This is a genomic window from Paenibacillus xylanexedens (assembly GCF_017874615.1).
GTDB classification, from domain to species: domain Bacteria; phylum Bacillota; class Bacilli; order Paenibacillales; family Paenibacillaceae; genus Paenibacillus; species Paenibacillus xylanexedens.
This window is the reverse complement of sequence record NZ_JAGIKV010000021.1, coordinates 1-20,872: the sequence shown is the minus strand read 5'-3', so window position 1 is coordinate 20,872 and position 20,872 is coordinate 1. Positions and strand designations below refer to the sequence as shown.

The window sequence follows — 20,872 nt, the reverse complement described above, 5'->3', positions numbered from 1 at the left end:
TCCTTTTCAATGAATGAGTGATGGAAATGATCAGCCGGCTGCCCGATCAGGCAGCCGGTTTTGCTGCTATTAAATGACCAGTATATGTTCAACTTATCGTTTACACGATAACGAAGAGGGCAGAAATAACCTAAGGAAGCAACGCTAAAAGCTTTCTGAAAGAAAGCTGCTTCGGAAGCATACACCTCGCATTTATCACCGGATTTTCCCGTGTCAAAAGGGAATCAAAAAATCTGGGGATAACGGCGATCGGAAGGTTATTCTGTCATCGTAGTGGCGAGTGTAACCTTTTTAAGTTGAACTGAGGGGAGCGAACGCGAGATATGCTGTTGGAGATGGAGCAGATTACGAAGAAATACGGCGGCTTCACCGCTAACCGTGACATCCGTTTTAATTTGCGTGAGGGAGAGATTCATGCCCTTGTTGGTGAGAACGGGGCAGGTAAAACAACCCTGATGCGTATGCTGTACGGTATGGAACAGCCCACGTCAGGCACAATCAAAGTCCGTGGACGTGAGGTAAGCTTTGCTACGCCGTCCCAGGCGATGGCAAGTGGCATCGGTATGGTGCACCAGCATTTCATGCTGTTCCCTTCCTTTACGGTGGCGGAGAACATCGTGATCGGACGCGAACCGGCTAAGGCAGGCGCATTTGATCGCAAAAAAGCAGCGGCCCAGGTGAACGAACTTGGCAGACAATATGGCATGCCGGTTGACCCGTGGAAAAAAGTGTCCGAGTGCCCGCTTGGCATGCAACAGCGTGTTGAAATTCTCAAGGTGCTGCATCAGGGCGCAGACATCATTATATTAGATGAACCTTCGGCGGTACTGACACCGCTGGAAGTGAAAGAACTGCTGGCGAACATGAAATCTCTCGCTAAGCTGGGCAAAACCTTTGTACTGATTACACATAAGCTTCAAGAAGTCATGGATGTAGCCGACCGGATCACGGTGCTTCGGGATGGTCAGGTGACAGGTACGTTGGAAGCCAAGGATACACATGTGGAGGAATTGTCCCGTCTGATGGTTGGTCGTGAACTTGTACGTATGGACAAGCAGCCATCGGTTCCAGCGGAAGCCGTGCTTCAAGTGGAAGGGGTCAATCTGTCCGGAGCGAAGGATCGTTCGGCGCTCAAGGAGATTCATATGGAGGTTCGAAAAGGTGAGGTCGTGGGTATAGCAGGCATCTCGGGTAACGGCCAGTCGGAACTGATTCAGGTCATTGCTGGACTGCGTAAGGCGGATAGTGGTCGCGTTGTACTCTCCGGGCAGGATACAACGAACTGGCCTGTACGGCGCATCCGGGAGCATGGACTTGCTCATATTCCGGAAGATCGCTACATGTGGGGAGCAGCCAAGGATGCGAGTGTTCGCGAGAACGGGCTAATGGGACACCATCATCGCTTGCAGTCACGCGGCATTATCAAAGCCAAAGCAGCAAGAACGATGGTAGAGAGCTGGATCAAACAGTTCAGCATCAAGACGGGTTCTGCGGAAACCAAGGCACAGTTTCTGTCCGGAGGAAACTTGCAGAAGCTGATTGCTGCCCGTGAATTTGCACAGGATACACCGTTTCTGATTGCAGCCGAACCAACACGTGGTGTGGATATCGGAGCGATGGAGACGATACATGCCGAATTGCTGCGCAAACGTAGCGAGGGTGCGGGTATTCTGCTCATTTCATCGGAGTTGTCCGAGATTTTGCAATTATCTGATCGGATTATTGTGATGTATGAAGGCGAGATTGCCGGAGAACTGAGAGCAGAGGAAGCGACTGAGGAACAGATCAGCTTGTTAATGGCAGGAGGGAAAGAGCGGATATGAATCGGGTAAAAGAAACACTTCGCGGACTCGTACAGCCGCTGCTTGCCGTATTCATCGGTCTGATTGCAGGGGCTGTGGCGATTCTGATCGTTGGCGGTAATGTGGTGGATACGTATGCGGAGATGTGGAAAGGGGCCTTCGGCAACTTCTACTTCTTCACCAATACGTTGGCTCGTTCCACACCAATCATCTTGGCGGGGCTTGGCGTAGCATTGGCATTCCGTGCCGGATTCTTCAACATGGGAGCCGAAGGCCAGATGATTCTTGGCGGGCTTAGTGCCGCGCTCACGGCGCTCTATCTGCCAGGGCCAGGCTGGTTTGTGTGTATTGCTGCGATTGTGGCAGGTATTATTGCCGGGGGAATCTGGTCTCTGTTTGCAGGCTGGCTGGATGCACGCTTCGGTATGAACTTGTTGATCACAACCTTACTACTTAACTATATTGCCATTTATTTCGGGGGCTACATGGTCTCCTATCCATTTAAGGACCGCACAGGATCTGCAGCGATGGCGCAGACTCCGATGATTGATCAAAGTATCTGGTTGCCGAAGTTGTTCCAGGGCATGGGACTGCATGCCGGCTTCATCATTGCCATTGTAGCGGCTATTATGATCTATTGGTTCACACATAAAACGGTGACCGGTTATGAAATCCGTATGCTCGGCAGCAACCCGTCCTTTGCAACCTACGGTGGTGTTCGTCGCATTCGCATGATGATGCTGTCCATGGTCATTAGTGGTGGACTTGCTGGACTCGCGGGTGCGGGGGAAGTGCTCGGTACACAGTACCGTTTCCTTGATGGCTCACTGTCATCGGCAAGTTACGCATGGAGCGGCATTATGGCAACGCTGCTTGCCCGCTCGCATCCACTTGGTACAGCTGTAGCAGCTATTTTGCTGGCTGCGTTACAGACAGGTGCCATGGGGATGGAACGGAATACGGATGTGCCGCTGGAAGTCGGCAGTGTCATCCAGGCTGTATTGACGTTATTTGTATCAGCTCAGATCGGTTATTCATTCCTGAAGCGGAGAAAGGAGAAAAAGTCCAATGCAACAACTGTTTGATGCAGCCATGTTTGGCTCAACCTTGCGGATTATGACTCCAATCCTGCTTGCAGCGCTCGGTGGGGCTTTATGTTCCCGTGTCGGTCTGTTCAACGTGGGTCTTGAAGGACTGGTTCTGATCGGTGCATTCTCCGCAATTGTCGGCAATTATCTGTTCGGCAATGTGCTGCTTGCTGTACTCTTTTCCATTATTATTGTGATGTTATTCTCGGCGCTCTTTGCCTTTATAAGTATTAACCTCAAGGCCAACGCCATCGTGGTCGGGATCTCGCTAAACTTCCTGGCTGCGGGAGTGACGACCTTTGCACTGCGTGCGATTTTTGATGTAAAAGGTGCATACTACGACAAAGACATGGTGGGACTTCCCAAGTGGGATATTCCGCTGATCAAGGACATCCCGTGGTTGGGCGATGTATTATCGGGACATAGTCCCCTGGTCTACCTCGGCATTGTGCTCGTGATTGGACTGCAATTCTATCTGTTCAAAAGTGTATCCGGCTTCCGCCTGCGTTCCGTCGGTGAGAACCCGATTGCAGCACAGAGCATTGGGATCAAGGTACGTGGCATCCAGTATGGTGCCGTTCTGATGTGCGGTGTGTTGTGTGCTCTGGCTGGAGCACAGTTGTCGCTTGGTCAGGTGACGATGTTTACCGAAGGCATGACCGCGGGTCGTGGTTTTATCGCGCTGGTGGCAACGATGCTGGGACAAGCGAACCCGCTGGGCGTCATGGGCTCCAGTGTGCTATTTGGCTTCATGGAAGCATTGAGTATTCGTCTGCAAGGCTTCTCCTTGCCAACCCATTTCACGTTGATGCTGCCGTATATTGTGACGCTGGTCGCGATGTTCTTTTTCAAAGACCGTACCTATGCACAGGATGCACTGAAAGCGGGCGGAAGCTCGCGTTAATTCTGAATGTCTATGTTAGAGACAGTAAAAGAAGGAGGAATTCCACTTGCATAACAAGGCTGAACGTTTGAAAAAAAGTAAAACCCCGGCACCCAAAACAGGTAACGATCACGGAGATCGTTTGCCGCCAGGGCAGATGCTGACGGAGAAATTCCCGATTCTGCATGAAGGGGAAGTGCCGGAATATGACCTGTCCACATGGGACCTGAAGGTATTCGGCGAAGTGGAAGAGGAGAAGGTGTTCTCTCTAGCTGAGTTACAGGCGATGCCACAGGTGAACACGGTGAGTGATATCCACTGTGTCACACGCTGGTCGAAATTCGATACGCCGTGGGAAGGTATTCGCTTCTCCGATTTTGTGAAACTTCTGGGGGTTAAACCGGAAGCCAAATACGTCATGATCCATGCAGATCATGATTATGAGACAAATGTACCGCTTGAAGAATTGATGCATGATGATGTACTGCTTGCATTCAAATATAACGGCGAGCCACTAACACCCAAGCATGGTTTTCCACTGCGTATGGTTGTGCCACAACTTTACTTCTGGAAGAGTGCCAAGTGGATACGTGGGCTGGAGTTTATGACAGAAGACCGTAACGGCTTCTGGGAAGTGAATGGTTTCCACCATTTTGCCGATCCGTTCAAGGAACAACGATTCTCGGGTGAAGATCTGCCGATTCCGGAAGACGAGTGGACGAAGAAGGAGTTTGATTGATATGTTGATGCCTATTTTGCAGATTCATTCAGAAGACATGCCGGCATACGCCATCGTCTGTGGTGATCCGGCACGTGCGGAGAAGATTTCCCGTAAGCTGGAGCAGGCGAGAGAACTGGCGTTCAGTCGGGAGTATCGTACATTTGTTGGATTGTATGAAGGGGTACAGATCGCTGTGGTCAGCCATGGTGTAGGTTCACCTGGAGCAGCTGTCTGTTTCGAGGAATTGATTCGCGCGGGTGTAACAACTCTGATTCGTGTAGGTACAGCGGGATCGTATACAGTCGATTATCCAGCAGGCAGCGTGATTGTGAGTACAGCCGCTGTTCGTACGGACGGATTAACTCGCCAACTGGTGCCGGATGGTTTCCCAGCGGTAGCGGACCTTGGGGTGACACAAGCGTTGATCGAAGCTGCTCGTGAGCAAGAAAGCGCGGATGCTGCAACATTTGCAGGCAAAGTGGGCGTTGGTATCACCGTAACGCTGGATGCGTTCTTTGCAGGCGTGGAAGAGATCCCACACCGCAAGTACAAGCAGGCTGGAGCACTTGCAGCTGAGATGGAAATTGCTGCGCTCTACATCGTCAGCACCTTGCGTGGCGCTCGCGCCGGAGCGATTGTCGCGATCGATGGATTCGCAGACAGCGATCTGGCAGCCGAGTATGATCCGCATACGGATGCGGTTGGACAAGCGGTGGAGCGCGAGATTAATGCAGCGCTACATGCGCTAGCCGCGCTTGCTCGCCAGGATCAGGCGTAGGGTTGGTTAAGGCAAGTATGCATTTTTGCTCATTGTTACAAGCAAAACAGTAGATGATGTCCATTTGAGGTGGACAATATAAAAAGGGCGTCCCGTAAGGTCATGAATATGACCCAAGGAGCGTCCTTTATTTTAATTTTTCCGTTTTGGTTAAGTTGAGCCTTTGAAATAAACTGAAAAAGAAGAGGGGATGCAGGTACAGTAGCGAATTGTATTTGTATGGCATGTCATTAAATTAGGAGAGTGATTAAATATGGGCTGGAGTGAATTGCGTGAAATTCCTAATGAATACAGCGATGAGGTACAGCGGATTGATGAGCAACTTTTGAAACTGGTTGCAGCCAGAAAGGACATAACCGGAGCAGTCCAATACCAACCCCCTCAAAATACCATAGATGAATGGGTGAGCTTACTGGATATGAAGGAGGAAGATATCCGATATGTTCTCCGTAGCGTGCAACCGATGCCGCAAAGACACTACTTTCCAAGTGAAGCTCTTCAATTGACGAGTGTGGTGCCGATTATGAAGAAAATGATCAAAGATTCGTGTAAGTATATGATCACGCATTCGATGCAATATGAAGGCGAAAGCCTCGTTTATGTGGAGATTCAATATAAGGGGAATGAAGCTGAGCGTATACAAATGGTTCCACATTTGGCTCTGGAAATATTCAGCGAACAGAGATATATCACCATGAGACATGGCAGTCGTGGAGGAGGTGGGGAGACGCAAATTAGTTTCCGAGTGGTTCCTGCTCTTCCTTCTTCTCTGGAAAACGTTCGATTCTCCTTGATTCCCTCAATACCAGAGATGGAATACAAAGTAGAGGAAATCATTTTGGATAAACAGGTTGATTTCGATTAACGGGGAACAGGATATATCATGAAAAATGACGTATGGATAATGCGCATGTACTAAGGGCGCAAAATCTATACGTAATTATGTTTATCTGGGTAAATAACACCTTGTTCTTTCTCAAATTCTTCAATATGTTGTTCAATAAGATACTCAATTTGCATTGCGATAGATCGTTTGTTTTTGTCCGCAATCACTTTAATTTTCTCGAAATTCTTTTCTCGCAGCCTAAGTGTAAAGACTCTTTTATCTGTAGCCATGAAATAAAATCTCCTCAAAAAGTAATGTTCATATTGTATCATTTAATTCAAGTAACACATAACTTGGTGACGGCCTGTCCCTCGAAGAGAATGATAATACAGAAAGTGGGCACGTTATATAAAGGAACATCATCTTGAAGATGAACACATAAGGGAGGACTCTATGATGATACAGAACAATCAACCTCAGGATGAGGCGGAAATTCGCAACAAGTTGGATGAAGACGGGGATTCCTTGATGGAGAAAAAGAAGATTCTAAGCGGAGTAGACATTGAGCCGCAGGCGGACGAATGGGCAGCGAAGCCATCACCTGTTGCTTTTAATGAAGGAAATGCTTCTTCGAAAAAATAAACAACCTGAGCATCACATTAGGTCTGATGGAATGAAGATAAATTTAGCGAAGCAGGTACCCTTATGGTATCTGCTTTTTGGTTGTATAATAATGTAAAATTCAGTAGATGAAAGAGTGATGGGGATGAGTACGGGTACGATTAACATCCGAAAGGCAGAAATGAGGGACTACTCTGGCGTGTCATTGTTGATGGATGAGCTGCACCAGATGCATGTCGAGGCGCGGCCGGATCTATACAGAGCGTTGGAGACTAGAATGAAGAAAAAGGAGTTCATCGAACTGCTGGAAACGGACAAGCGTTACCTATATGTTGCCGAGTCTTCCGAAACGGGCTTGATTTTGGGTTACGGGAGCGCGCAGTTAAGTGTAATTCAGGATAACCCATTGATGGTGGATCGCAAGATGTTGTACATCCATGAACTTGTAGTGGATAACAAACATCGGGGCCAAGGAACAGGTAAACAGTTACTACAAGCATTCATCGAGCTAGGGAGAGAGCTTCAGGCAGAAAGCATGGAATTGTCCGTGTCAACGTTTAACTCTGGCGCACAGGCTTTCTACGAACAGATGGGTCTGGTCGTTCGCAGCAGCAGGATGGAGTATACCTTGTAAGATGCATCGCCCTATTTAATTAGGAAGGATTCATCCATTTTCAATAAAATATCAGAACACTCTTGAATACCCCCATGGGGTATGTTACTCTTAGAAAAGAACGAAAGAAAAGGGGTGTTCATGATGGATCATCAGAGCCATCCCGAGGAACCTTTGCAATCCTCCAAGTCAGATTCAACGGAAGCTTTGGCAACAGTCCAAGAAGCAGTATCCTGTCATGCCGAGGGCAGTGATGGGAAGCATGTGCGCAAGAGTCACCATTCGCAGGAGATGAAGAGTAATCTGGTTTCTCGTTTGAACCGTGTGGAAGGTCAGATTCGCGGGATCAAGGGATTGATCGAGAAGGATACGTACTGTGATGATGTGCTGACGCAGATTGCGGCGGCTCAGTCTGCTCTTAATTCAGTAGGTAAACTTTTGCTTGAAGGCCATATGAAGAGCTGTATCGTTGAGCGTATTCAGGCTGGTGAACATGAGGTTGTGGACGAACTGCTGGTTACGATGCGGAAGTTAATGAAGTAATCTGGATTTATTTACCAAATAAAGTTATCATTTTAATATACCCCAAGGAGGAATTTACAATGTCTAATGTTACGTTGAACGTTACGGGAATGTCTTGCAATCACTGCGTGAAATCAGTTGAAGAAGCTGTGAAGAATACCGGTGCGAGTGGTAAGGTTGATCTGGCAGCGGGAACAGTAGCGGTGGAATATGATGAGCAGACGGTGAACGTGGATCAGATCAAAGCTGCCATTGAAGATCAGGGGTACGATGTAGTCTAAAGGGATCACAGGCTTAAACCGAACATGCTCATGGGCGAAAAAGAGGTCAGAGTACCTTTTCCCAAGAGTCAGGTTTAAGCCTAATTTTCTGTTTGATATATACCCCTTGGGGGTATAATTGGTGCAACATACAAAAATTGAATCGACATGAAAGGAGCTGACATGATGGATAACTCAACGAATAAACCAATGGATAGATCATCCGAACCAACCCCAATGCCACCTATGGCAGACGCACCAGGACTAAAGACAACACTGCACATCACGGGGATGACCTGTGCTGCATGTTCGACACGAGTGGAGAAGGGATTGTCCCGCATGGAAGGCGTGCAGCAGGCCAATGTGAATCTTGCCATTGAACAGGCGACCGTATCTTATGATCCGAAGACAACCAACGTGAATGCGTTGCGAGATAAGGTGGAAGCATTGGGCTACGGTACGGTGTCAGAATCGGTTGATCTGAACATCACAGGTATGACGTGTGCTGCTTGTTCTGCCCGGATTGAAAAAGGTCTTTCCCGACTACCGGGGGTATCTCAGGCGAATGTGAATCTGGCGCTGGAAACAGGGCATATCGAATATGCCGCTGGTGCATTGAAACCTTCGGATATTACCGCCAAGATCAAGCAGATGGGATACGGTGCTGAACTGCAATTGACACAAGAAGAGACCACATCGGTTCGTGAACGTGAGCTGCAACGCAAAAAGTGGAAATGGATGATATCTGCTTTATTATCGATTCCGTTGCTGTGGGCAATGGTGGGGCATTTCTCGTTCACATCCGGAATCTATGTCCCCGAACTATTCATGAACCCTTGGTTCCAGCTGCTGCTGGCAACGCCGGTACAGTTCGTGATTGGGTGGCAATTCTATGTGGGGGCGTACAAAGCCTTACGTAACCGCAGTGCCAATATGGACGTTCTCGTCGCATTGGGTACCAGTGCAGCGTTTTTCTATAGTCTGTATCTGACGTTATCCAGTGGGTACTTACCTTCTAAACCCATGGACCATGGGGCAATGGGAACGAGCACAGCCGCCATGCCCTCGGTAGAACTCTATTATGAGACAAGTGCAATTCTGATTACGTTAATTCTACTGGGAAAATGGTTCGAAGCTGTGGCGAAAGGTCGCTCTTCACAGGCGATCAAAAGCCTGATTGAACTGGCTCCACGTGAAGCCCGTGTCATCCGTGATGGACAGGAAGTGATGGTTCCTGCCGCATATGTCGCGGTGGGTGACTTGGTTCTGGTGAAGCCGGGTGATAGCATCCCGGTGGATGGTATTGTTGAAGAAGGGCAATCCTCAGTAGATGAATCCATGCTTAGTGGAGAGAGCCTTCCCGTGGATAAAAAGCCAGGAGATCCCGTTACAGGTGCTACGCTGAACAAAAACGGGGTATTACGACTGCGTGCGACCCGAGTGGGATCGGATACGGCTTTGTCCCAGATTATTAAAGTAGTCGAGCAAGCTCAGGGCTCCAAAGCACCGATCCAGCGGATCGCAGATGTCATATCTGGCATTTTTGTTCCGATTGTTGTCGGCATAGCTGCGCTGACATTCCTGATCTGGTATCTGTTTGCAAGTCCGGGTGACTTCGCCGGTTCCCTTGAGAAAGCTATTGCCGTGCTCGTCATTGCTTGTCCATGTGCACTAGGGCTGGCAACGCCGACTTCCGTCATGGCTGGATCAGGACGTGCGGCTGAATATGGCATTCTGTTCAAGGGCGGCGAACATCTGGAGTCGGCACAACAGATTCAGACCGTGGTGCTCGACAAAACAGGTACAGTAACCCAAGGTAAACCGGTCCTTACCGATGTTATCACGGCTCCGAATTGGACGGAATCCGATCTGCTTGAGCGTGTAGGAGCGGCCGAACAGAGTTCCGAGCATCCGCTGGCAGAGGCGATTGTTGCAGGTATTCGTGCCAAGGGTCTGGAGTTAACCCCAACAGAGAAGTTCGAGAACATACCGGGATACGGCGTGCGAGCTTCGGCAAAAGGGCAGGAAATACTGGTTGGCACGCGGCGTTTGCTTGCGGATGAACAGGTGAATGTCTCCCAGGAAACAATTCAGCAGATGAACCGTCTGGAGGAACAAGGGCGTACAGCGATGCTGGTAGCGGTGGATGGTCAGTGGGCAGGGATCGTGGCTGTGGCTGACACCATCAAGGATACCTCTCGAGAAGCCATTGGTCGTCTTCAAGCGATGGGGATCGATGTTATCATGATCACGGGAGACAATGAGCGAACAGCTCGTGCTGTAGCAGAACAGGCAGGGATCGGTAAAGTTCTGGCTGAGGTTCTGCCGGAAGGCAAGGCTGCGGAAGTGAAGAAACTTCAGGAAAGTGGCCTGAAAGTCGCGATGGTAGGTGACGGCATTAATGATGCTCCGGCACTCGCTACAGCGGATATTGGGATGGCGATCGGAACAGGAACGGATGTAGCGATGGAAGCGGCGGATATTACGTTGATGCGTGGTGATCTGAACAGCATTGCAGATGCCATTGAGATGAGCCGGCGCACGATGGGGAACATCAAACAAAACTTGTTCTGGGCACTCGGTTACAATGTTATTGGTATTCCAATTGCGGCAGTTGGCTTCTTGGCTCCATGGTTGGCAGGGGCGGCGATGGCGTTCAGCTCCGTATCGGTTGTACTCAATTCCCTACGTCTGCAACGCATGAAGTTGAAGAGAAATGACTGACCGACTTTTGTTTGGAGATATATTCAACACCTCATTGTCAATAAAGTGGGGATGAATAAATACGCGGTTCGCTGCGGCGGACCGTGTTTTTTGTTGAGAAAAATACAGTTGAGTCGCCAGAAAGTAAGCCTGAATCGTTGGTATTAGATGTTCTTTTCTACGAAGCAAAGATAGCATAATGCCCTTTTGTGAAAATGGATCGATTGTATTCATGAATAAAGCTTACGTTTTCTGAATTTTTCAAAAATGAGTTGACAATATGGACATATTCACATAAAATTTAAACGATCGTTTGATTCAAACAACTGTTTAAATCAAATTTGAATTATTTGAGTAATGGAGGACATCTTTTATGTTGCAGGCTTTACGTACATTGTTTAAAAAACCGCCAGTGATTGTAGGGATCGTAACAGCACTTATGTTCCAAGTGATCTTTAGCGTGATCTGGATGACCGCATATTCTGGAGTAAATGACCGTGCGAAAGAATTGACGGTTGCGATTGTGAACGAGGACGGAGAAATGTCTAAAGGAATCGCGGATTCGCTCGCAGGAACACTGCCTTTCCATACCGTATCCAATCTAAGCGCGGCTGAAGCGTTGGATCAGCTGAATCATCACCAAGTACACATGGTGCTGGATATCCCGGCTGGATTTAACGAATTGCTTCAGACGGCTGGCTCCACCGCCGAGATTAAATACACCATTAATGAAGCGAACCCGGTTACGATCAAAAGCATGATGCAAGGTGTATCACAAAGTGTGACAAACACGATTAACAAACAAGCTACAGCACAAGGGGTACAGACGGTGTTAACCGCTTCAGGTGCACCTGCCGATCAGGCTGCTGAAGCCGCTACAAACCTGACTACCCGAGTGGAAGGAACGACAACGTCCATTAACCCGGTTAACGGGATGAATAATCAGATGGTGCCGATGATGATGGTACTGGCTTCCTATGTAGGTGCCATGATCATGGGGATGAACCTCCAGACAGCCATGGGTATGCTGTCATCTACCTATTCCCGCTTGACTTTGTTTGGCGCAAGAGTAGTCATTAATGTGGGTTCTGCATTGGTCGTTTCCTTGCTGGGATCATCGCTGATCGTGGCACTGGGAGGACAGATTGCACAAGGATTCGTTGCATTCTGGTTGTTCCAGGCGCTCTTCCTGTGCACGTTCATGTTCTTCTCCCAGTTCTTCCTGATCTGCTTCGGACCAGCAGGAAGTCTGTTCAACATCATCTCACTGTCCTTGCAACTGGTATCCTCCGGTGCAATGGTACCGCGTGAATTGCTGAATAGCTTCTATAGCGGCATTGGGCAGTACCTGCCAGCAACATATGCCGTTCAGGGTATTATGAGCGTTCAATTGGGAGGGCCAGGAGTTCAGTCTGCTGCAGGCTCTATCGTCATTGTACTGTTGATTGCTGTTGCGTTGTCACTGGTCGTGACGTTGTTGAAAAAACAACGCATGCCAGCTATGGCTCCAAGCCCTGCTCAAGCGAACAACTAATACAGCAGATGTATAAGATGCATATCATTGCTTTATAGGATAGGACAAGCACCCCGATGATTTTCATCGGGGTGCTTGGTGTAATATAATAGACAGATAGAGTACCTGACTACGGCTCTTGAGCTGGAGCGAATGAAATGAACGGACAAGAGGGAGCGGGACGGAATGACGGAACCGGAGTTGGATATCAAAACGAGGATATTGCTTGCAGCCAAGAAGCTTTTTGCACAGCAGGGGTATGACGGGACGAGTGTTCGTCAAATCTGTGATGAGGCGGGTGCGAATGTTTCACTGGTCTCATACCATTTTGGCGGAAAAGAAAAGGTGTTCGAAGCATTATTTGAGCATTTTTTCCCTGGGCATATAATGAACTCGCTGGCGGAAGAGCCCATGTCCTCGCCTGTGGAAGGTATCCGCCGAATTATCGGTGAAGTTGTGAAGTTCACGATGACGGACCGGGAGATGAGCGATATTGTACAGCTTGAAATTACACTGCGTACACATCGAACAGCTACTGTATTTCGTTTTCTGGACCCTGTTTGGAGCAGAGTGAGGGAACTGCTGCAAGAAGGAAAAGACCAGGGATTGTTCCAGATCGAGTCCGTATCTTATGCGATGCTTCAGGTAATGGGTGTGGCTTTGGCGCACAAACGTGCCAAGAATTCACGATTTGGCTTTGATTATCAGGATATGAATACAGACGAGCTTGCTGAGCAGACAATCGAGTTCGTACTACGAGGATTGGGAGTGAACAGCCATGAATGAAACCATTGAGTTGATGATGAAACACCGCTCTGTACGCAAATTCAAGCCAGACCCGGTAAGTGAAGAGCAACTTGCAGCCATCGTAGCGGCTGGGCAGATGGCTTCTTCTTCAAGTAGTGTGCAAGCATATACCGTAATTGCTGTGACTGACTTAGAGCAAAAAGCCAAGCTGGCTGAATTGGCAGGCAACCAGGCCTATGTCAATGAATGTCCGGTGTTTCTTGTATGGTGTGCTGATCTGTATCGGCTGAGTGATGCTGCGAAACGTCATCTTCCTGAGAAGCAATCGTATGCCGATTCAACCGAGAATTTCATGGTAGCCACGATTGATGCTGCTCTGGCTTCCCAGAATGCCGCTCTTGCGGCAGAGTCGCTTGGTTTCGGAATTGTATATATAGGCGGGCTTCGTACCCGGATTGAGGAAGTTGCTGAGCTGTTGGGATTGCCGGAAGGGGTATATCCGGTGTATGGCATGTGTATTGGTGTTGCAGATCAGGAAACGGGAATTCGGCCGCGTCTGCCACTGGATGCAGTTCTTCATCATAATCGTTATAATGCCGAGCAGAGCATCAAAGGCGTTGAGCAGTATGATGAGACAACGACGGCGTACATGAAAGCACGGACTAACGGTGAACGAACAACTCCATGGTCCGAACTGATGGCGAAGCGCCTGACTGAGCCGACACGGTTGCAAGTGAGACCGTTCCTGGAAGGCAAAGGCTTCTTGAAGCGATAAATTATATATGTAGTTTAGAAGTCAGTCGGGGCGAAGCCGACTGGCTTCTTTGTGCTGTGCTGGCAGGGCAAGCGAGAGTACTTGCTGTTACCTTATTTACTCAAGTTAAGCCGTAGAAACGCTTTGTGTTCTGATAAAAAAGACGGGCGGCCCGCTCGGTTCCCATGCCAGTGATTTCACTCCATGCCTGGATGACCTGTCTGGTCATGGCAGGGTGTGTCATTCGTCCCTGAAATGGTCCTTCGAAGGGCCAAGGTCCGTCGGTCTCGGCCATCACTTGTTCCGATGGATATTGCCGGGCGAGTTCACGAATCTCTTCTTCATATAGAATATCCGGCGTGAAGGAAATGAAATAACCGTTGTCCGCCATGCGCCTTACGGTTTGGCGAGAACCTTTGAACCAATGGAAATGAGCACGTCGGAACTGATATTGCTCCAGCAAATCACAGACGATATCCGCATCATCGTATACCGCATGAAGGACAAGTGGTTTGTTATGCTTTTTGGCAAGTTGGATGAAACGTTCAAGCAGCTCAATGTACCCGCTCTGATCGAAGCGTTGCCCTGCCTGCTCCGCTTCCTGACGATTGTAATAGGGAAGGCCAACTTCTCCTATGGCTGTGGCTTGTCCCATATGCTTCTCGATCCATTGGAAGAAGAGGTCCATTTCTGCAACGGACGGCAGTTCCTGTTCCGGATGGAAACCGAAGGCTGGATAGATGTTACGTGGATGTTGTTTTGCAAGCTCCAGATTGGTCTTGGCAGAAGCGAGATTCATGGACACGGCAATGACTGCCTCGACTTGCTGAGACGGGAAAGATAACAGCATCTCGCGTTGTTCGTCAGGCGTATACTGATCGAAGTGAATATGAGCATCAATTAATGGTGCAAAAGCTTGAGCATGCACGAGGGAATTCCTCCTTGTGTTCATTTATATTCTAACTATGTTACGCAGGATTTCTCATGGTGGATCACCCATTAAAGGAAAATAATAACTTAAAAACCCGCACTATCAAGATAGGCGGGCTTTCTGCTGTTCTTCTCGCATCCACTGAGCAATCTGCCGTTTACGCTCCAGAAAAGCGGATTCCTCCGTAATTTCTTCTCGTCTTGGGCGATCAAAAGGAACATGTACCTCGTGCAATACCGTTGCAGGTCGGTTGGATAATACATAGACCCGATCCGCTAGCAGCAATGCTTCTTCGATATTGTGGGTGATGAACAGCACCGAGCGGCGGTTCTGTTCCCAGATATCGAGCAGCCAGCGCTGCATGTCGCTACGTGTCAGTGCATCCAGCGCGCTGAAAGGTTCGTCCAGCAGCATGAGTTCCTGCGGACTGAGCAGGGCACGCAGGAATGCAGCACGCTGCTGCATTCCGCCCGACAGCATATGAGGATAGGCCTGCTCGAATCCGGCAAGACCCACGCTGCTTAACCACTTACGAGCTTCTGCAAGTGCTTCAGCCCGAGGGGGTGCACTTGAGGCTACTTCACCAGCAAGCAGTACATTATCTTCAATGGTGCGCCACGGGAAAAGAGCAGGCTGTTGGGGCATATAACTGATCTTGCCACGTTGGCCCGTCACATCATGACCGTTCATGAGTACTTGCCCTTCCTCTGGCTTCAGCAGACCGCCGATGATATGGAACAGGGTGCTTTTGCCACAGCCAGAAGGCCCAACGATAGCAACAAACTCGCCTTGCTCCACAGTCAGGGATAGGCCGTTCAGAACCGGTAACTTGCTCCGCCGTTCACGGAATGATGCATGAACATCAACGACGTCCAGTGCAGGTGGAATCGAAGCAGGAGAAGCAGGTCGATTAGGGGGAGCCGGGTGAAGCTTTTCACCGTGCGTTGGCTCCATTACACTTGCTCCTCGTCCAGGCTGGACTTGTTCATCCTGTTGCAGATTCATATGGTCATCACTTCCTAATATACAGATTACTTCTTTACTACCGCTTTTGTGGCCGCCAGCGCACGAGCAGCTTCTCCAGCAGGGCAATGAACAGGAAGAGCAGCAAGCTGAGCGCGACAATAATCATGATCGCCACGAATAGGCGGTCCGTACGATAAGCCGACTTTTGCAACATCATATAATAACCAATACCCTTGTCTGCACCAATCCATTCGGCGATGATGGCGCCCATCACGCTATAGGTAGCGGCGATTTTGACACCGGAGAACACGGATGGCAGCGCATGGGGAAGCTCCAGCTTCCAGAAGATATGATGACGTTTCGCACCAGCCATGCGCATATAGTTCATCATCGCTGCATCTGTACGGGTCAAGCCGTCCATGGCTGCCACTGCAACGGGGAAGAAACAGACCAGGATGATCGTAATCAGCTTGGGCAACAGACCGAATCCAAACCAGATTAACAGGAGCGGCGCGAGCGCGATGGTTGGGATATTTTGACTAAGAATAAGTAAAGGATACAGGGCTGACTTGAGAAAAGGAACTAAATGCAGCACCATCGCAATCAGTAATCCAACCGCTGTTCCAGCGGCGAATCCAATCAGCGTTAACTGAATGGTTGCGGAAGCGTGCATGCCAAGTCGTTCGGCCTGGGTTGCCGCTTCGCGGGCGATGTCGGACGGTGCAGGCAGCATCCATTTCTCAATATGGAAGAGGGAGACGGCTCCCTGCCATATCGCTATAAAGAGAATAACCGCCACAATGGGCGGCCATACACTTTTGAAATAGGCAGGCATTAGCGATACTTCTCCGTCAGTGTGTCCATGCTGAAGCCGGTAGGGCTATGGGCGATTTTGATCTGGGAGATGATGCTTGGGCTGCCAGCCTCCACAAGTACCTCGTGCATTTTACGGACAACTTCCAGCAGTTCCTCTAGTTCCCCTTCCATCGTGGTGTCGAGCGCGTTCACCTGATATTTCAGGCCGGATTGCTGAATAACTTCAATGGCGCGATCAACGTAAGGATAAGAGTTCTCGCCATTTGGCGTTTTGGGAATAACCTGAATACTAAGTAGTGTGCTTGCCATGAGAGATCACGGCTCCTTTCGTGATATATAAAATGAACTAATGACTGTTACACTAGCCACTTCGATGACAGAATAACCTTCCAATCGCTGTTATCCCCAGATTTTTTTGATTCCCTTTCTCTAAAGGGAAAATCCGGTGATAAAGGCGACCGCTTCGCTTTTTCACGTTATTTCTGTCCTCTCCATCCTCGTGTAAATATTAAGTTCGTTTTATACGAGAAATTTTATTGGGGTAAAAACGCGTTTGTATATGCCTTGCTCACATCGATCTGTTCATCGAGCAGTTTTTTGCTAAACATCCAGTCGGTGTAGTTCTGCCACACTTCCTGTTTTTGCTCACCCCAGCGCGGGGCGTCATCTGTGTACTTGGGACTAAGCCATTTCTGGCTTGCCAGCACCAATTCCTTATCCAGATCCGGTACGGCCTTGATCAGAATGTTCGCAGCGTCTTCCGGATGATCAATCGCATATTGATACCCTTCGGAGGTGGCTTTCAGGAATGCTTTCACCAGCTCAGGGTCTTTCTGAATCGTCTGCTCGTTCGTTACGAGGACAGGCGTGTAATAATCCAGTGCATCTGAATAATCCTTCACATATAACATGTCGATCGGTTCCCCGCGTAGTTCGGCTTCAATACCTGTCCAGGCGTAGAAAATCCACGCGAAATCAATATCCCGTTTTACTGCGGTGAAAAAGTCGGCATCACCCATGTTAATGTTTTTCACTTTCGATACATCGGCTCCGTCGCCTTCCATAATAGATTGCATCACGGCTTCTTCGACTGGGGAACCCCAACCGCCATAGGTTTTACCTTCAAAATCTTTCGGTGACTTGATATTCCGATCCGCCGGAGCAGCGAAACCAGATGTATTATGCTGAATAACTGCTGCGATGGAGACCAATGGAACACCCTGTGTGCGGGCTTGAGTTACACTCTCCTGATAACTTACGCCAAAAGGCACTTCATTGGAGGCAACCATTGTATCTGCGCCACCGGCACCTGGTTGTACAATCTCCACGTTCAAGCCTTCGGCCTTATAAAAACCTTGATCTACAGCCGCATACAGGCCTGTGTGATTCGTATTCGGTGTCCAGTCGAGCACCACTTTAATATCTTTCAGGGCGGCAGTGTCACCTTCGTTGCTGCTTTCCGTATTTGTGTTGCCGTTCTGCCCAGTTGGGGCAGCTTCTTTGCCACCACATGCGGCTACAGTCACCATAAGCACGCATAAGAGCAACAATCCCATCGTTTTACGCCATTTCATCTGTGGTTCTCTCCTTCGGTATGTCCGGCCGATTGGCACGGGGTACTCCTTGGCTTCATATCCAATCATCTTGCATAAATCGACAGATTTATACCAGTTGAGATCCGGATGACGTTATTTTTGAACAAGTAAAACGTCCATCGATGTCAATTCAAGGAAGCCAGACCGCGTTTAGCGGCAGTTTTTCTTGCAATATCAGAAAGGTGATGCTTCCAAACTTATACTTTCTGATAGTAACAAAAAAAGCGTCCCGTATTCCGGGACGCGTGCAGGCGTTAGAGAGGTGGCGTTCAGCCATAGGGCTGTGCCATTTCGATATACTCCGATTCCTACGCTGGCATGATCCAGATCAGGTCTAAGGGTTAGTATCTTGGTGGGATACACTCTCAGCCGGCCAATTCCGACTCCCCTGGGAAACTATGAAGTTACGGGCATTACTAGGTGTAATTATAGGCGAGAGGGTGGGACCTGTCCAGTCAGGAACTGGATGGGGACACGTATGAAGTTATCAAACAGACTGTTATACATATGTATAACAGCCTGCTTGGATGTGTTATTTTCAATAATTATCGCGGTGAATCATACAAGGCAATCTGACTGAGTGCAAAAGCATCGGATTTCGGGTCATAGCCTACCTGTTTCTGAGTGCTTTCCAGATTCAATCGTTTAAACCGATTATTCGAGATCCCATGCAGTATGGTGAAGGGCTCCAGATCGGTAGTTGTAATTGCTTTGAACATCAAATCACACAAGTCAGCCGGACTAATATACGCGCTCATATCCCTTGCCTCCAGCACTGGTCCGTCCGGTTGAAAATCATCATATGCACCTATACGTATTGCTACACTTTGTAAACCTTCTGTATACGCAAAATAGGAAGCGAGCGATTCTCCAAAACATTTGCTAACCCCGTACAAATTCCGTGGACGTGTCGGCATGTCTGGATAGACTTGAGCATCAATGGGATACCCCTCAATCGTCTGTGCACTGCTTGCCAGAATGACTCTTCGTACACCTTGGTCTTTAGCTGCACGGAATACATTAAATGTACCTTTGATATTGATATCCAACAACGATTCATAAAATCCGGCATTCGGGGAAGGATCTCCCGCCAGATGTACAACCACATCCATGCCTTCGCAAGCATGCTGACAGGCTTCGGGGTCTGTCACATCCAGTGTCATGATCTCATGGCTTGTCCCTTGATACGTATGCAGTCTGTCGATATTCAAATCCGTAAGTCGCAGGTGAAATGCTTCTGACAAGTGTTGGGACAAGTTACGTCCAATTTTTCCGGCTGCGCCGGTAATTAAAATGTTCATGAAATCAGCTCCAATTCTTAGCGCTGGAAGAACTCAATCCATTCCTTTTCAGGTCCATATATGAAGAAATAGCGGTAACCGTTAGGCAGTGTGATAATCTCTCCGTCGATAAATTCGGCTTCGGTGGCTTGGATGCGTTTGTACTCAGAATCAAGATCATGCACGTGGATCGCAAAATGGTGCACCGTACCTTCGGAAGGCAGCTTGTCGCTGTACCCTTGAATTAACTCAATCTCAGTCTCATTACTTCCATTGAAGCCAAGGAATGCGAGCTGAATGATACCGTTGGTATGGGTTACCCGGTCTTTCAATTCAAGACCAACAATCTCCGTATAGAAACGCAGCGTGGTCTCCAGATCACGCACAGCAATGCCGACGTGGTCAATGCGTTTTGAAAACTCATAATCCAATCCTCCTTATGTATTGAATGTTTCTACCATTTTAAGGGATATCATAGAGCTGTGCTACATGGTTGTCAAATCCAATTTTAAATTGGGAAAATCATAATTGTTCACATAATGTTCACTTATGTGGAGGGTTTCCTCATCTCTATAATTACGAAGGTAAACAGAGAGGATGAGAGAATTGCCAACCAGCAAGAAGGAACAAATTATTTTCGGATTAATGATGTGTACAGGAATGGTCTTGGTCATGATGTTCTTCAATCTATGGCACAGTGGGTTACTCGGCAAGATGTCCCCGCTTGAAATCCTGCTTCAATTCGTATTATGTTTTGTCATCGCGTTTCTGGTGGAGTCATTCATTGTCGGACCTATAGCGAGAAAGATTGCTTTTTCCTTGCCCTTTGACAAGTCCAACAAGATTTTGGGTGTGCTCGTTATGTCATTTTTCATGGTGATTGGCATGGTTCTGATCATGTCCTTGTATGGAATGATCTCGGCATATCTCGCGGATCAATTAGGTGGGGGTTCCATATTCCGTACCTATCTTCAGACGATCGCTCGTAACTTCAGCTTGGCGCTTCCATATCAATTGATCATTCTGGGTCCACTCGTGCGATATGTATTCGGTAAATTCATCAAGGATAACGGGCCCGTAATGCCTGTTGTTAACAAAAGTGTGTGATTCGGCTGGCCCTAAGTATTTCCTGGGCAATCTTGTGCAAATGAATAGATATTATTCTCACCTTTAATGTAAGGTGATCAGAGGCAAAGATAGGATACTTTCCACCACGATTACAACGCTAACGAATCAAGAACACCTTATTAGGCCAGTTTTTAGAGAATGAAAAATCTAACGAATCTCAGCGGCGTTATTATGCAAAAAACCTCCAACAAGGCATTTAATTGAAGCTAATTACCTACAATAACGTCTCTAGTGGAGCTAGAATAAAAAGTGGACACCCGTTAACGGACGGAAGGATAATAAGACTAACGGAGGTGTCCACATGGGAGAACAGCGGCAACGATAT

Annotated in this window: 23 protein-coding genes and 1 riboswitch; of the genes, 15 read left to right on the top strand and 8 right to left on the bottom strand. The window is 48.4% G+C overall.

Annotated elements, in window-relative coordinates; all coding sequences use genetic code 11:
* Positions 1 to 323 precede the first annotated feature (323 nt).
* The 6 genes from J2Z28_RS23245 (at position 324) to J2Z28_RS23220 (ending at position 6,137) form a co-directional block, all read left to right on the top strand.
* The gene (locus J2Z28_RS23245) at positions 324 to 1,823 is read left to right on the top strand and encodes an ABC transporter ATP-binding protein (protein WP_211084468.1); all 1,500 of its coding nucleotides are present in this window, start codon (positions 324 to 326) and stop codon (positions 1,821 to 1,823) included.
* On the top strand, positions 1,820 to 2,887 hold the full coding sequence (locus J2Z28_RS23240; RefSeq protein WP_211084467.1) for an ABC transporter permease: 1,068 nt from the start codon (positions 1,820 to 1,822) through the stop codon (positions 2,885 to 2,887). The genes J2Z28_RS23245 and J2Z28_RS23240 overlap by 4 nt, the downstream gene beginning before the upstream one ends.
* Entirely contained in the window at positions 2,871 to 3,794 is a 924-nt protein-coding gene (locus J2Z28_RS23235) for an ABC transporter permease (protein ID WP_074093220.1), read from the top strand. The genes J2Z28_RS23240 and J2Z28_RS23235 overlap by 17 nt, the downstream gene beginning before the upstream one ends.
* Positions 3,795 to 3,840: 46 nt before the next feature.
* The gene (locus J2Z28_RS23230; protein WP_017691010.1) at positions 3,841 to 4,512 is read left to right on the top strand and encodes a sulfite oxidase-like oxidoreductase; all 672 of its coding nucleotides are present in this window, start codon (positions 3,841 to 3,843) and stop codon (positions 4,510 to 4,512) included.
* A gap of 1 nt (position 4,513) precedes the next feature.
* Positions 4,514 to 5,272, top strand: a complete 759-nt coding sequence (locus tag J2Z28_RS23225; protein WP_211084466.1) for a nucleoside phosphorylase — start codon at positions 4,514 to 4,516, stop codon at positions 5,270 to 5,272.
* Between the two features lie 253 nt (positions 5,273 to 5,525).
* Positions 5,526 to 6,137 carry a hypothetical protein gene (locus tag J2Z28_RS23220; RefSeq protein WP_211084465.1) on the top strand — a complete coding sequence of 204 codons (612 nt, stop codon included), beginning with the start codon at positions 5,526 to 5,528 and terminating at the stop codon, positions 6,135 to 6,137.
* Positions 6,138 to 6,202: 65 nt separating this feature from the next.
* Here J2Z28_RS23220 and J2Z28_RS23215 read toward each other — a convergent pair whose 3' ends face one another.
* On the bottom strand, positions 6,203 to 6,388 hold the full coding sequence (locus J2Z28_RS23215; protein WP_211084464.1) for an Arc family DNA-binding protein: 186 nt from the start codon (positions 6,386 to 6,388) through the stop codon (positions 6,203 to 6,205).
* A 166-nt stretch (positions 6,389 to 6,554) separates the two neighbouring features.
* On the opposite strand from J2Z28_RS23215, the gene J2Z28_RS23210 reads away from it, so the two are divergent.
* The 8 genes from J2Z28_RS23210 to nfsA all read left to right on the top strand — a co-directional run bounded on the left by J2Z28_RS23210 (position 6,555) and on the right by nfsA (position 13,852).
* Positions 6,555 to 6,740 (top strand): hypothetical protein, encoded by a 186-nt coding sequence (locus J2Z28_RS23210; protein WP_211084544.1) that lies wholly within the window; start codon positions 6,555 to 6,557, stop codon positions 6,738 to 6,740.
* A gap of 124 nt (positions 6,741 to 6,864) precedes the next feature.
* A complete protein-coding gene (locus J2Z28_RS23205; RefSeq protein ID WP_211084463.1) occupies positions 6,865 to 7,353 on the top strand; it encodes a GNAT family N-acetyltransferase in 489 nt (162 codons plus the stop codon).
* A gap of 123 nt (positions 7,354 to 7,476) precedes the next feature.
* Positions 7,477 to 7,875 (top strand): metal-sensitive transcriptional regulator, encoded by a 399-nt coding sequence (locus J2Z28_RS31555; protein WP_017691005.1) that lies wholly within the window; start codon positions 7,477 to 7,479, stop codon positions 7,873 to 7,875.
* A 59-nt stretch (positions 7,876 to 7,934) separates the two neighbouring features.
* The gene (locus J2Z28_RS23195; protein ID WP_017691004.1) at positions 7,935 to 8,135 is read left to right on the top strand and encodes a copper ion binding protein; all 201 of its coding nucleotides are present in this window, start codon (positions 7,935 to 7,937) and stop codon (positions 8,133 to 8,135) included.
* A gap of 216 nt (positions 8,136 to 8,351) precedes the next feature.
* The gene (locus tag J2Z28_RS23190; RefSeq protein WP_415841478.1) at positions 8,352 to 10,838 is read left to right on the top strand and encodes a heavy metal translocating P-type ATPase; all 2,487 of its coding nucleotides are present in this window, start codon (positions 8,352 to 8,354) and stop codon (positions 10,836 to 10,838) included.
* A gap of 352 nt (positions 10,839 to 11,190) precedes the next feature.
* Complete coding sequence (locus J2Z28_RS23185; RefSeq protein WP_036616709.1) at positions 11,191 to 12,351, top strand: YhgE/Pip domain-containing protein; 1,161 nt, start codon at positions 11,191 to 11,193, stop codon at positions 12,349 to 12,351.
* Positions 12,352 to 12,516: 165 nt separating this feature from the next.
* On the top strand, positions 12,517 to 13,116 hold the full coding sequence (locus J2Z28_RS23180) for a TetR family transcriptional regulator (RefSeq protein WP_036616712.1): 600 nt from the start codon (positions 12,517 to 12,519) through the stop codon (positions 13,114 to 13,116).
* A complete protein-coding gene (nfsA, locus tag J2Z28_RS23175; protein ID WP_211084462.1) occupies positions 13,109 to 13,852 on the top strand; it encodes an oxygen-insensitive NADPH nitroreductase in 744 nt (247 codons plus the stop codon). Before J2Z28_RS23180 ends, nfsA begins: the two co-directional genes overlap by 8 nt.
* 100 nt (positions 13,853 to 13,952) lie before the next feature.
* On the opposite strand, the gene J2Z28_RS23170 is transcribed toward nfsA, so the two are convergent.
* The 7 genes from J2Z28_RS23170 to J2Z28_RS23140 form a co-directional block, all read right to left on the bottom strand.
* The gene (locus J2Z28_RS23170; RefSeq protein WP_211084461.1) at positions 13,953 to 14,783 is read right to left on the bottom strand and encodes a TatD family hydrolase; all 831 of its coding nucleotides are present in this window, start codon (positions 14,781 to 14,783) and stop codon (positions 13,953 to 13,955) included.
* A gap of 81 nt (positions 14,784 to 14,864) precedes the next feature.
* Complete coding sequence (locus tag J2Z28_RS23165; RefSeq protein ID WP_244988480.1) at positions 14,865 to 15,767, bottom strand: ABC transporter ATP-binding protein; 903 nt, start codon at positions 15,765 to 15,767, stop codon at positions 14,865 to 14,867.
* Between the two features lie 37 nt (positions 15,768 to 15,804).
* A complete protein-coding gene (locus tag J2Z28_RS23160) occupies positions 15,805 to 16,563 on the bottom strand; it encodes an ABC transporter permease (RefSeq protein WP_017690997.1) in 759 nt (252 codons plus the stop codon).
* The gene (locus tag J2Z28_RS23155; protein ID WP_017690996.1) at positions 16,563 to 16,853 is read right to left on the bottom strand and encodes a thiamine-binding protein; all 291 of its coding nucleotides are present in this window, start codon (positions 16,851 to 16,853) and stop codon (positions 16,563 to 16,565) included. Before J2Z28_RS23155 ends, J2Z28_RS23160 begins: the two co-directional genes overlap by 1 nt.
* Positions 16,854 to 17,077: 224 nt before the next feature.
* A complete protein-coding gene (locus tag J2Z28_RS23150; protein ID WP_211084460.1) occupies positions 17,078 to 18,118 on the bottom strand; it encodes an ABC transporter substrate-binding protein in 1,041 nt (346 codons plus the stop codon).
* 308 nt (positions 18,119 to 18,426) lie between these two features.
* Positions 18,427 to 18,539, bottom strand: a riboswitch (TPP riboswitch).
* A 145-nt stretch (positions 18,540 to 18,684) separates the two neighbouring features.
* Positions 18,685 to 19,440, bottom strand: a complete 756-nt coding sequence (locus J2Z28_RS23145) for an NAD-dependent epimerase/dehydratase family protein (RefSeq protein WP_211084459.1) — start codon at positions 19,438 to 19,440, stop codon at positions 18,685 to 18,687.
* A 17-nt stretch (positions 19,441 to 19,457) separates the two neighbouring features.
* Entirely contained in the window at positions 19,458 to 19,850 is a 393-nt protein-coding gene (locus J2Z28_RS23140) for a VOC family protein (RefSeq protein ID WP_211084458.1), read from the bottom strand.
* A 175-nt stretch (positions 19,851 to 20,025) separates the two neighbouring features.
* On the opposite strand from J2Z28_RS23140, the gene J2Z28_RS23135 reads away from it, so the two are divergent.
* The gene (locus J2Z28_RS23135; protein ID WP_211084457.1) at positions 20,026 to 20,526 is read left to right on the top strand and encodes a DUF2798 domain-containing protein; all 501 of its coding nucleotides are present in this window, start codon (positions 20,026 to 20,028) and stop codon (positions 20,524 to 20,526) included.
* Positions 20,527 to 20,872: the final 346 nt, after the last annotated feature.